This is a genomic window from Streptomyces sp. NBC_01451, assembly GCF_036227485.1.
In the GTDB taxonomy this organism is placed as follows: domain Bacteria; phylum Actinomycetota; class Actinomycetes; order Streptomycetales; family Streptomycetaceae; genus Streptomyces.
Map to the genome: position 1 here is coordinate 8,580,872 of NZ_CP109479.1, position 12,228 is coordinate 8,593,099.

At 69.7% G+C, this 12,228-nt stretch carries 7 protein-coding genes; 5 read left to right on the forward strand and 2 right to left on the reverse strand.

What is annotated here, in order from left to right; translation table 11 throughout:
• Positions 1-5 precede the first annotated feature (5 nt).
• Together OG595_RS37830 and OG595_RS37835 are read right to left on the reverse strand one after the other, a co-directional pair.
• Entirely contained in the window at positions 6-3,305 is a 3,300-nt protein-coding gene (locus tag OG595_RS37830) for a discoidin domain-containing protein (RefSeq protein WP_329280134.1), read from the reverse strand.
• A 175-nt stretch (positions 3,306-3,480) separates the two neighbouring features.
• On the reverse strand, positions 3,481-4,509 hold the full coding sequence (locus OG595_RS37835; protein WP_329280137.1) for a LacI family DNA-binding transcriptional regulator: 1,029 nt from the start codon (positions 4,507-4,509) through the stop codon (positions 3,481-3,483).
• Between the two features lie 228 nt (positions 4,510-4,737).
• On the opposite strand from OG595_RS37835, the gene OG595_RS37840 reads away from it, so the two are divergent.
• The 5 genes from OG595_RS37840 (at position 4,738) to OG595_RS37860 (ending at position 12,214) form a co-directional block, all read left to right on the forward strand.
• Positions 4,738-6,069, forward strand: coding sequence for an ABC transporter substrate-binding protein (locus OG595_RS37840; protein WP_329280139.1), 1,332 nt, complete (start codon positions 4,738-4,740; stop codon positions 6,067-6,069).
• A 130-nt stretch (positions 6,070-6,199) separates the two neighbouring features.
• On the forward strand, positions 6,200-7,162 hold the full coding sequence (locus OG595_RS37845; protein WP_329280141.1) for a carbohydrate ABC transporter permease: 963 nt from the start codon (positions 6,200-6,202) through the stop codon (positions 7,160-7,162).
• A 61-nt stretch (positions 7,163-7,223) separates the two neighbouring features.
• The gene (locus OG595_RS37850; protein WP_329280142.1) at positions 7,224-8,045 is read left to right on the forward strand and encodes a carbohydrate ABC transporter permease; all 822 of its coding nucleotides are present in this window, start codon (positions 7,224-7,226) and stop codon (positions 8,043-8,045) included.
• Positions 8,046-8,070: 25 nt separating this feature from the next.
• Complete coding sequence (locus tag OG595_RS37855) at positions 8,071-10,017, forward strand: glycoside hydrolase family 127 protein (RefSeq protein ID WP_329280144.1); 1,947 nt, start codon at positions 8,071-8,073, stop codon at positions 10,015-10,017.
• 49 nt (positions 10,018-10,066) lie between these two features.
• Positions 10,067-12,214, forward strand: coding sequence for a beta-L-arabinofuranosidase domain-containing protein (locus OG595_RS37860; RefSeq protein WP_329280146.1), 2,148 nt, complete (start codon positions 10,067-10,069; stop codon positions 12,212-12,214).
• Positions 12,215-12,228: the final 14 nt, after the last annotated feature.

The following is a 12,228-nucleotide window of genomic DNA, read 5'->3' on the forward strand; positions in this document are numbered from 1 at the left end:
TCCCTTCAGGGTCCGTACGCCTTGACTTCGAGAAGTCCGACGGAGCTGGTGCCGGTGCTGGTGAGCAGCACTCGTAGCCGGGTGGTGCTGGTGGCGGTGAAGGAGACGGCGTTGTACTGGTTCTTGGCCAGCGCGTAGGCGCCGGCGCCCGGCATGTCCACGTAGGCGCTGCCGTTCCAGTACTGGAGCTTCCACGCGGACGGCATGTCGATGCCCTGGTCGTCGTCGAAGAAGTACACGTCGGCCTTGTTCAGGGTCTTCGCGGTCGGCCAGGTCAGCTCGGCCCACTGCTGGCCCGTCTCCGGCCAGGTCCCCCAGCGCGGGTTCACCGTGTCGTTCGACGAGGGCGGATCGACGCCGTCGTTCACCGCGGCGACGCTCTCCCAGGCGGAGGTGTACGACGCGGAGGGCGTCGCAGAGGAAGCCTGGTTGGCCGGTGGCTGCGGTGGCTGGACGCCGCCCCGGTTGAACACCTTGACCTCGGTCAGGCCCGTCTTGGCGCCGGAGGCGTTGGTGGCCAGGACGCGGATGCGCTGGGCGGTGACCGCCGGGAACTGCACGAGGTTGTAGTTGGCGCGCGGCGCGGCCGGGGTCTTGGTCTGGCTCGGCGCGTTCACCCACGAACTGCCGTCGTAGTACTGGATGTTGTACGCGGACGGCGCCCGGTAGGCCGTACTCGCCGGGCGGCTGTCCTTGAAGTGCAGGCGCACCTCGTTGAGTGTGCGAGCGGTGCCGAAGTTCAGCTCGTACCAGTCCTGGCTGTTCGGGGAGCCGCCGGCGCCCCAGAACGGCTCGTTGGTCGGATAGCCGTCGACAGCGCCCGAGACCGCGCTGCCGGACCCGGTGTAGGAGGCCGAAGCGGTCGCCCCGGAGGCCAGGTTGGTCAGGTCGGCGGTGAGGTCCACGCCGGCCTTGGCGAGCATGTCGACCATCCGGGGGCTGCTCTGGACGACCTGGTTGGGTGCCTGGAGTCCGGCGACCGCCGTGTTGTAGGTGACCGTGCCGCTCGTGGTGACGGCACCGGTGGCCGGGTCCCAGGTGAAGGGCACCAGGGAGCTGACGGTGGCGGCCCGGTTGCCGTTGACGTAGATCGAGTAGCCCTCCGGGATGCCCGGGTAGCGCACCACGCCGTCGGCCGGGTCGTCCCAGACGATGGACAGATCGGCGTTGCGGTAGCGGAGGTTGTTGACGGTGAAGTGGCTCCAGCCGATGTCGATCGGTGAGAGCTCCACCTTGGCGTCGCCCCGCGCCCGGAGCCCCGCGACGTCCTCGACCACCGTCCAGTTGCTGCTGCCCAGGATGTTGTGGTGGATCCAGGACCGGTAGTTGATGCTGCTGCCGTTCCAGTCGGCCCAGAACTCGTTGGCGTCCGGCCACTGGGTGTTGCCGCCGGCGTACTGCGCCCAGGCGTTCCAGTACAGGAGCTTCTTGTAGTCGGTGGCGTTCATCCACGAGTTGGGGTAGTTGCGCAGCACCGACGAGTAAAGCCTGAACTGCACCGTGGAGTTGATGGTGGAGAAGTTGTTGGAACCCGGCTCGCCGGCGTCGGCCGCCGCCTTCTTGTCGACCTGGTTGGCCGTGTAGAAGGGGAAGACCGGGTACTGGGCCGGGTCGTCGAACAGTCGCAGGGCCTGCTTGTACGTCGCCGTGTTGGGGACGGCGCCGACCGAGAACGGGTAGTAGTTGTTGATCTCCTTCCAGGGCACCCACTCGTTCGTCGACTTCAACCGGTGCTCGAACAACTGCCGGTTGGGGTTCCACAGCACGTTGACGATGGCGTCCTTGATCTGCGTCGCGAGCGTGCGCATCTCGTTCGCCTTGGCGGTGTTGCCGGTCGCCTCGTAGGCCTGCGCGGCGGCCAGCGCGCCGCTGTACTGGTAGGCGGACTCGGCGCGGTCCATGTTGCCGGGCTTCCAGTGGAAGGAGACCGCGTCGGCGTCGTTGCCGGTCAGCGCACCCCAGTCGTACTCGATCAGCTTGTTGTTGTCGTGGTCGTAGTAGGCCAGTTGGCCCTTGACGTCGCCCTCCGCGTAGCGCGCCAGGCTGGCGGCGATGGCCGGCTGGCCGCCGTGGAGCTGGTAGCTCTTCCAGGCCGCCTCGGCGATGTACTGGGTGTAGCTGTTGGACCAGTTCTCCGGGTCGCCCGGGTTGTCGAGGAAGCGCCCGCCCTTGGAGGTCTGGCCGGCACTGAGCCAGTCCCCGTACGCGTAGGCCGGGTTGCGCAGGTACTTCAGGTCGTCGATGTGCATCGGCTGGGTCAGCGCGATCGCGTTGTTGTAGCCGAGGACGCCCTCGGTCGACGTCGGGAACTGGAAGGTCTGCCCGGGGATGTCGGCGTCCAGGTTGTTGAAGCGCATCAGCCACCAGCGGTAGTAGACGCTCTTCTTGATCGCCGGTTCGGGTACGTCGATGTAGGGCACGTTCTGCGCCCACCACAGGTTGTAGGCCCTGACGTGCGTCGCGAAGGCGGTCGCGTTGGAGTAGCCCGCGTAGGCGTTGTACTCGGTGAGCGACTGGGGGATCTCGTCGGTGACGAAGCCCATCACCACCTTTGCGGTCACCGTGGCCCCGGCCGCGATCGTCACGGAACGGTTGAGGCCGCCGCTGGTGACCGTGAACCCGTCGCCGGTGAGGCGGGGGCGGAGCGTGGTCAGGTTGTTGTAGGCGCTCGCCTGGCCGGTCAGCTCACTGCCGGTGCCCGTTGTGGCGTACGGCGAGGTCGCCCGCAGTTGCAGGGTCGTCGATCCGCTGCCGTTGTTCTTGATCGACAGGTTGGTCACGGCCACGTTGTTCTCGGTGATGAACTTGGTCTGGTTCACCGTGACCGAGCCGCTGGTGTGGACGCTGTTCCAGTGGCTGGGCATCTGTCGGCGCTGGGAGACCTGCTCGGTGAAGGTGCCCGGGCTGATCGCGACGCTGTAGGCGTTCTGGTCGTTGACGCTTTCCCAGTAGGCGACATGGCCGCCGAAACCGAGTACCGCCGGGTCGTGGGTCTTCATGAAGAGCCCGCGGCCACGGCTCATCAGCCAGGGACCGGCCGGGTCGTCGCCGGAGCGGGCCAGCAGCCGGTCCATCCAGAAGTCGGTGCCGGAACTCTCGGCGTCGTAGATGGCCTTCATCATGTCGCCGGTGGTCTGGGCGACGGGCGGGGCCGGGACCGCGGGACCGCTGAACGTGGGGAACCCGATGGTCTGCGCGGCGGCGGCCGGGGGCGCGGTGAGGACGGAGGCGAGGGTGAGCAGCAGGGCGACGAGCAGGACTCTCGTGCGCCGGCGTCGTAGCAGTAAGGAGTGCGGTCTTCTCATCGGAGGCTCCCTGTCCCGTTGCCTGACAGACGTGTGGTCGCGATGGCGCCGACGTTCATGAACCGAAGAGCACAGAAAACAGACCTGAAAGGTTTTCGCAACGTAGGAGCGAGCTGATGAGGTGTCAAGAGGGTTGGGTGAGGCCCGAGTTCGCCGAGTGGGCGGATCGGCCGGTTCAGGACAGCGGTGCCGTCGAACCCCTGATGACCACCCGGCAGGGCAGCGCCTCCGTCCCGGAGCGCCGCGCCCCGCCGATCGCGCTGAACAGGGCGTGCGCCGCCGCCCGGCCGACCTCCTCCAGGTTCAGGTCGACGCTGGTCAGCGGTGGGCGGGCGCCGGAGGTCAGGACGTGCCAGTCGTCGAAGCCCATGACGGACACGTCCTCAGGCACCCGCCGGCCGCGTTCGCGCAGTACGTCCATGACGCCGCGCGCGATCTGGTCGTTGCCGCACAGCACCCCGTCGACCTCCGGGTGCCGGTCGAGCAGCAGGGCGGTGGCCGCCCGCCCCCAGCCCTCCGACCAGGCGCCGAACCTCGGATCCTCGACCGGGCTCAGGCCGGCGTCGGCGAGCGCGCCCATGGCCCCCTCGGCCCGCTCCCGCGCCGCGAGATACCCGGGGTCGCCGGTGATGTGCGCGATCCGGGAACGGCCGCACGCCAGCAGGTGTGTCACGGCGATCCGGCCGGCGTCGACGCTGTCGGGGACGATGGACAGATCGGCCGGATCGTCCGAGGGCGCGTACGCGTAGACCACCGGGACGGGGAGTTCACGGCCCAGCGAAGGACGCGGGTCGGTCCGGCTGCCCACCACGATCAGACCGTCGACCCGACGGCCCAGCAGCGCCCGGACATGGTGCTGTTCGCGGATCGCGTCCCCACGGGCGTCGCAGAGGAACACGGCGACCTCGCCCGCCCCGAAGGCGTCCTCGGCGCCCATCAGGATCGGGATGCTGAACCGGCCCTCCAGGTCGCTGGTCAGCAGACCGACCGTGCCCGTCCGCCCGGCGAGCAGGCCGCGGGCCAGCTGGTTGGGGCGGAACGACAGCCGCTCTGCCGCGTCGACCACTCGCTGCCGGGTCTCGGCGCGCACCTGGCTCCGGCCGTTGAGCGCCTTGGACGCGGTGGCGATGGACACGCCCGCCAGGCGGGCCACGTCGCTCAGGGTGGCGGGTTGCGCACGAGAGGGGCCGGTGGCCTGTGCCATGGGTGAACTCCTTCTCTCGTCCTGCGTGCGTAAACCGTACGCGAGTTGTTTCGGCCCGGGTGCGTCACACGCGGTTTCACAGGTTTCGGCAGCCGTCACGGCGGGGTCGCCGACTTCCCTTCTGTGCAAGGGGATTGACGGGCCGTGAGCCGAGTACCTACTTTCAGAAAGCCTTTTCGGCTTCTTTCCGGCGCAGAACCCAGCAGAACCCACACGAGGGGGATCGTTATGGGGAGCACGACCGGGCCACGTGGAAACAGACGTGGACACCTCCGCAGACTCGCCACCGGTACCGTCGCGTTTCTCGCCGCCGCGAGCCTGGTCACGGCCTGCGGCTCCGGGGACGACGGCTCGGACGACGGAGGAGGCGGCGGGGGAGCGGCCGGCGTCACGGGCAGGGACGACGGTGCCACGCTGACGATGTGGACCCGGGCGGCGACCCGGCCGCAGAGCGAGGCCCTGGTCAAGGCGTACAACGCGGGCCACAAGAACCGCATCGACCTGACGGTCATCCCCACCGACGACTACCAGGCGAAGGTCGGCGCGGCGGCCGGTTCCAAGGACCTGCCCGACCTCTTCGCCTCCGATGTGGTGTTCGTCCCGAACTACACCTCCAGCGGGCTCTTCGCCGACCTGACCGAACGCATCGACGCCCTCCCCTTCGCCGACAGCCTCGCCCAGTCGCACATCAAGGCGGGCACGTACGAGGACCGGAAGTATGTCGTCCCGCACACCCTCGACCTGTCGGTGCTCTTCTACAACAAGGACCTCTACCGGAAGGCGAAACTCGACCCCGAGAAGCCGCCCACCACCCTCGCCGAGTGGGACCAGCAGGCACGCGCCGTGGACGCGCTCGGCGGCGGCGTCAACGGCACCTTCTTCGGCGGCAACTGCGGCGGCTGCGGTGTCTTCACCTGGTGGCCGTCCATCTGGGCCGCGGGGGAGGACGTGCTGAACGCGGAAGGCACCGAGGCGACACTGGACTCCGCCACGGCGAAGAAGGTCTACGACACCTACCGGGGCTGGGTCGACGACGACATCGTCGCCCCCGGCGCCCGCGACGAGACCGGCGCCACCTGGACCGGCGTCTTTCCGAAAGGGCAGGTCGGCGTCATGCCGATGCCCTCGACCACCCTCGGGCTGATGCCCAAGGACCTGGACCTCGGGGTCGCGCCCATCCCCGGACCCGACGGCGGCAGGTCCACCTTCGTCGGCGGCGACGCCATCGGTATCTCCGCCACCAGCGAGTCGGCCGACCAGGCCTGGAACTTCCTCGCCTGGTCCGTGGGCGACCAGGCCCAGGTCGACGTGGTCGCCGCCCACAAGGACGTGGTGGCACGCGCCGACCTGGCCTCCAACAAGTACTCCGAGGCGGACCCGCGGCTGGTGGCCATCAACGAACTGGTGGCGGTCGGCCGGACCCCGTACGCGTTGAAGTTCGGCCAGACCTTCAACGACCCCAACGGCCCCTGGCTGAGCCTGATGCGCGACGCAGCCTTCGGCGACGGCTCGGACGTGGACAAGGACAACGACGCGGTGAGTGCTTCGCTGGCGGACTGAGTGTGAGCCGCGGGTGCGTGGGGGCTGGTCGCGCAGTTCCCCGCGCCCCTGAAAGACGGGGCTGCGCCCCTGCCTTTCAGCGGCACAGCCGGCCCACGTCCACGTCCACGTCGCACGGCAGAGGAGAGCCATGCAGGTGAAGGTGGCCGACCCGACGGCGGCCGAACCCCGGATCCGGCCGGAACCCCGGGTCCCCCCGTCTCGTACCGCCGCACCCCGATGGAGGTCGCGCAAAGTACAGGGCCTCGCCTACGCCGCCCCCACAGCCGTGTTCGTCACGGTGTTCTTCCTGCTCCCACTACTCCTCGTCGGCCAGATGTCCCTCAGCGACTGGCCGCTCCTGGCAGGCGACCGGGGGATCAACGCCCCCGAGAACTACACCGACGCCACCGACACCACACTGTTCTGGCCGGCGGTCCGCTTCACGCTCCTCTACACGGTGATCGTCACGGCCGTCCTCCTCGGCCTGGCCCTCCTCCTCGCCCTGCTGGTGCAGGAGTCCCGCCCGGCGGCGGGCTTCTTCCGCACCGTCTACTTCCTGCCCAGCGCCCTCGGACTCGCCTCCGCGTCCTTGCTCTTCTGGGGCCTGTACAGCCCCACCACCGGACCCCTCAGCCGCATCCTCGAAGACCTGGGCCTCGTCGACGACCCCGTGTCCTTCCTCGGCACCCCGACCTCCGCCCTCCTGTCGACGGTGTTCCTCATCGTCTGGAAGTTCGCCGGGTTCTACATGCTGATCCTCCTCGTGGGCCTCCAGCGCATCCCCCACGAGGTGTTCGAGGCGGCCCGCATGGACGGCGCGAACCGGGGCCAGATCTTCCGCTCCATCACACTGCCGCTGCTGCGCCCGTCCCTCGCGCTGACACTGCTGCTCTGCGTGACCGGATCCCTGCTCGCCTTCGACCAGTTCTTCGTCCTCACCAAGGGCGGACCGGACAACAGCACGGTCACCGTCGTCCAGTTGATCTACCGGGAGGCCTTCCAGCGGATGAACCTCGGTACGGCGGCGGCCCTTTCGGTGATCGTGCTCGGCGTCCTGCTCCTCCTCAACGCCCTCCAGTTCCGCGGCCTGCGCCGCGCCGACGAGTCATGAGGCGACGAGTCATGAGGCGACGAGTCATGAGAGCTGGTACGCCATCGGAAGGGAGACCACGGTGCTGACCCGCGCCCTCGGCCGTACGCCCTACTACGTCGTCGCCGGAGGACTGGCCGTCATCTTCCTCTTCCCCCTGGTGTGGAACGCCTGGGCCTCGGTCAGCGGCCAGCCCGGTACCGCACAGGAGTCCGGCTACGGCCTCGGCAACTACCGGACGCTCCTCGACTACGACGCGGGCCTGTGGCGGTACTTCCTCAACAGCACCGTCGTCTCCGTGCTCACCGTCGCCCTGACCCTCGGAGTGTCCCTGCTGGGCGGATACGCCTTCGCCCGCTTCGACTTCCCCGGCAAGAACCTGCTGTTCCTGCTGACCCTGGCCATCCTCATGGTCCCGTACGCCACCCTCCTCATCCCCCTCTACGTCCTGCTCGGCCGGCTCCAGCTCCAGAACTCGCTCGTCGGGCTGAGCCTCGTCCTGGCCATGTTCCAACTGCCGTTCGCCACCTTCATGATGCGGATCTCCTTCGAGGCGGTACCCCGCGAACTGGAGGAGTCGGCGCTCGTCGACGGCTGCGGTACGGCGGGTGCACTGCGCCGGATCCTGCTCCCCGCCGTGCGACCGGGGCTTATCACCGTCGGACTGTTCGCGTTCCTCGCGGCCTGGAACGACTTCATCGCCCCGCTGATCCTCATCTCCGACAGCGAGAAGGCACCTCTGCCGCTGGCCGTCGCCAATCTGCGGCAGCAGAGCATGGGCGCCGTCGACTACGGCGCCACCGAAGCCGGTGTGGTGGTCCTCGCCGTGCCTTGTCTCCTCCTCTTCCTGCTGCTGCAACGGCACTACGTACGAGGCTTCATGTCGGGCGCGCTGAAGGGCTGACCAACCGGATGAAAGGCATCAATTGGTGAGCGATAACCGAGAGTTGTCGACCGTGCTGCCCGTGGCGCCGACCCGGGGACGACTGCGTCCGCTGGGCCTGGACGAGGTCAGGATCACCGGCGGTTTCTGGGCCCGGCGCCGGGAGGTCAACGCCGGCGCCACCCTCGCCCACTGCCGTGACTGGATGGAACGCGTCGGCTGGACCGGCAACTTCCGGGCCGTCGCCGAGGGACGAGTCCAACGGGACCGGCGCGGAAGGGAGTTCGCGGACTCCGAGATCTACAAGCTCCTCGAAGCGATGGCCTGGCAGACCACTGCCGGGACCGGCGGCGCGCTCGACCAGGACGTCGCCGCGTTGGCCGAGGCCGTCGCATCCGCCCAGGAACCGGACGGCTATCTGAACACCGCCTTCGGCCACCCAGGACAGCAGCCCCGTTACAGCGACCTCGAATGGGGTCACGAACTGTACTGCTACGGGCACCTGATCCAGGCGGGCGTAGCCCAGGCCCGCGCCCAGGGCGAGGGCGAACTGACGAAGGTCGCCCGACGCGCCGCCGACCACATCTGCGCCACCTTCGGCCGGGGCGGCATCGAGCGCGTCTGCGGCCACCCGGAGATCGAGACGGCCCTCGTGGAGCTGGCCCGGCTGACCGGCGAGGAGCGCTACCTCGACCAGGCGGCCCTGTTCATCGACCGCCGCGGCCACGGCACCCTCGCCGACGGCGAGTTCGGCCGCGTCTACCACCAGGACGACCTGCCGGTGCGGGAGGCCACGGTGCTGCGCGGCCACGCCGTCCGCGCCCTCTATCTCGCGTCCGGGGCGGTCGACGTGGCAGTGGAGACCGGGGACGAGGAACTGCTCGCGGCGGTCGGGCGGCAATGGGAGGCGGCGGTCGCCCGGCGCACCTATCTGACCGGTGGCATGGGCTCCCACCACCGGGACGAGGCCTTCGGGGACGACTTCGTCCTCCCGCCCGACCGCGCCTACTCGGAGACCTGCGCCGGCGTCGCCTCCGTACAGCTGGGCTGGCGGCTGCTCCTGGCCACCGGCGACCCGCGCTACGCCGACCTCGCCGAGCGGACCCTGTTCAACGTGGTCGCCACCTCCCCGTCCGAGGACGGCCGGTCGTTCTTCTACGCCAACACCCTGCACCGGCGCCACCGGGGCCCCGCCCCCGCCGCCGACGCGGTGAGCCCGCGCGCCGAGTCGAGCCTGCGCGCCCCCTGGTTCGCGGTGTCCTGCTGCCCGACGAACGTGGCCCGCACCCTGGCCCAGCTCCCCGCCCATCTGGCCACGGCCGACGACCAGGGCATCCAGCTCCACCAGTACGCCGACACGGAGATCGCCACGACCCTCACCGGCGGCCAGGACATCGCCCTGCGCGTCCGCACCGACTACCCGTCCGGCGGAAACGTGACGGTACGGATCGACCGCTCGTCCCCGGCCCGCCCCTGGACCCTGTCGCTGCGCGTCCCCGCCTGGACGGAGGGCGCCACCGCCTACCTGGTCGACCCGGACGGGACCTGCCGTACGGTCGACCCGGGCACGGCCGGGATCACCCGGCTCTTCCTCCCCGGTGACGAGATCCGGCTCGAACTTCCCGTGGCGCCACGCTGGATCGCCCCGGACCCGCGCATCGACGCCGTACGCGGCACGGTCGCCGTCCAGCGCGGCCCGCTCGTCTACTGTGCCGAGTCCGTGGACCTGCCGGACGGCCGTGAGGTGGACGCCGTACGAGTGGATCCGTCCGCCGAGCCGGAGGACGGGCCGGAGGGCACCGGCACCGTGGTCGCACCGGGCGAACTCGTCGAACAGGACGGTCCCGGCGACCCCGCATGGCCCTACCAGCCGCTGGACCGAACCACCGTTTCCACCGCCGAGCCCGCGGGAATCGTCCTCGTCCCCTACAACTCCTGGGCGAACCGCGGCCCTTCGACGATGCGCGTCTGGCTGCCGACCGCGGAAACGTGATCCGGCCGACCGCGGACCAGGCCCCCGAACCCCACGATCGGAGCCCGAGATGACCCAACCGCCCACCCGGCGAACCCTGTTGCGACTTGCCGCCGGAGGCGTGGCCGCCACACCGCTCGCGCACGCGGTGCCGGCCGCGGCTCTCCCCGCGCTGCCGGCGTCGGACACCGCTCTCGCCGTCGCCGCCCCGCCCGCCACCTGGTCCGTACAGCCCTTCCCCCTGGACCAGGTCACCCTGGGCGACGGCGTGTTCCGCCGCAAGCGCGACCTGATGCTGGAGTTCGCCAGGGCCTACCCGGCCGACCGCATCCTGGCCGTCTTCCGGGCCAACGCGGGCCTCGACACCCGGGGTGCGCAGCCGCCCGGCGGCTGGGAGACCGCCGACGGCAACCTGCGCGGTCACTTCGGCGGTCACTTCCTCACCCTCGTGGCGCAGGCGTACGCCGACACCCGGGAGGCCGCGCTGAAGACCAGGCTGGACTACCTGGTCACCGCCCTCGGAGAGTGCCAACTGGCCCTGGCGGACCACGGATCGCCGCGTCCCAGCCACCCCGGATACCTGGCCGCGTACCCGGAGACACAGTTCATCCTGCTGGAGAGCTACACGACCTACCCCACCATCTGGGCGCCCTACTACACCTGCCACAAGATCCTGCGCGGCCTCCTCGACGCCCACACCCTCACCGGCAACCAGCAGGCCCTGACGATCGCCTCGAAGATGGGCGACTGGGTGCACAGCAGGCTCGGCCGCCTGCCCCAGACGCAGTTGGACCGCATGTGGTCGATCTACATCGCCGGCGAGTACGGCGGCATGAACGAGGTGCTGGCCGACCTGTACGTCCTCACCGGCCGGGCGGAACACCTCGCCGCAGCCCGCTGTTTCGACAACACCGCGTTACTGGACGCCTGCGCCGACAACCGCGACATCCTCGACGGCCGGCACGCCAACCAGCACATCCCCCAGTTCACCGGCTACATGAGGCTGTTCGACCACACCGGTGCGGCCAGGTACGCCGACGCCGCCCGCAACTTCTGGGGCATGGTCGCGGGCCCCCGGACGTACAGCCTGGGCGGCACCGGCCAGGGCGAGATCTTCCGCGCGCGGAACGCGATAGCGGCGACCCTCACCGACAACAACGCCGAGACCTGCGCGACGTACAACATGCTGAAGCTGAGCCGGCAGCTCTTCTTCCACACCCCCGACCCCGCCTATATGGACTACTACGAACGGGGCCTGACCAACCACATCCTCGCCTCCCGCCGGGACGCCCGCAGCACGACGAGTCCGGAGGTCACCTACTTCGTCGGCATGGGCCCGGGAGTCGTGCGCGAGTACGACAACACCGGTACCTGTTGCGGTGGCACCGGGATGGAGAACCACACCAAGTACCAGGACTCGGTGTATTTCCGCTCCGCCGACGGCAACACGCTGTACGTCAACCTCTACCTCGCCTCCACCCTGCGCTGGCCCGAGCGGGGCCTCGTCATCGACCAGACGAGCGACTACCCGGCCGAGGGTGTGCGCACCCTGACGTTGCGCGAGGGCGGCGGCAGTTTCGACCTCAAGCTCCGGGTGCCGTCGTGGGCCACGGGAGGCTTCACCGTCACGGTCAACGGGGTTCCGCAGCCGGCCGTGGCCGTGCCCGGCAGCTACCTCACCCTGAGCAGGAACTGGCAGGGCGGTGACCGGATCACCGTCTCCACCCCGTACCGGCTGCGCGTCGAACGGGCCCCGGACGACCCCACGGTCCAGTCGCTGTTCCACGGCCCGGTCCTGCTGGTCGCCCGGAGCCAGGCCACGACCTTCCGTACCTTCTCCTTCTACAAGGACTTCACCCTGCAGGGCGACCTCGCCGCCTCGGTCAGACCCGAGGGCCGCCCGCTGCACTTCACCACACACGGCCTGGTCCTGGCGCCCTTCCACATCGCGGACACCGCCCGCTACCACGCCTACTTCAGACGCTCCGAGCCCGTCGTCGTGTTCGGCACGGCCACCTCCGGCGTACCCAATCGCGCCCGCACGGACGGCCAGACCTTCCTCGACGTGCTCTGGGCGCGGGCACCCTTCGCCACCCAGGGTGCCTTCCTGGACGCGGTCCGGGTCCTCGCCGACACCTGGCTGTCCCAGGGCCTGTTCAGCCGGGCCGAGCGGGACGCGGTCGTCGCCGCCTCCGTCCGGGCGAACCTGAGGCGCTGACGGCCGGAGGGAGG

Bases quoted from the DNA above. Each gene is read 5' to 3' on its own strand.
- OG595_RS37830 (WP_329280134.1), bottom strand. From the start codon at position 3,305: ATGAGAAGACCGCACTCCTTACTGCTACGACGCCGGCGCACGAGAGTC.
- OG595_RS37835 (WP_329280137.1), bottom strand. From the start codon at position 4,509: ATGGCACAGGCCACCGGCCCCTCTCGTGCGCAACCCGCCACCCTGAGC.
- OG595_RS37840 (WP_329280139.1), top strand. From the start codon at position 4,738: ATGGGGAGCACGACCGGGCCACGTGGAAACAGACGTGGACACCTCCGC.
- OG595_RS37845 (WP_329280141.1), top strand. From the start codon at position 6,200: ATGCAGGTGAAGGTGGCCGACCCGACGGCGGCCGAACCCCGGATCCGG.
- OG595_RS37860 (WP_329280146.1), top strand. From the start codon at position 10,067: ATGACCCAACCGCCCACCCGGCGAACCCTGTTGCGACTTGCCGCCGGA.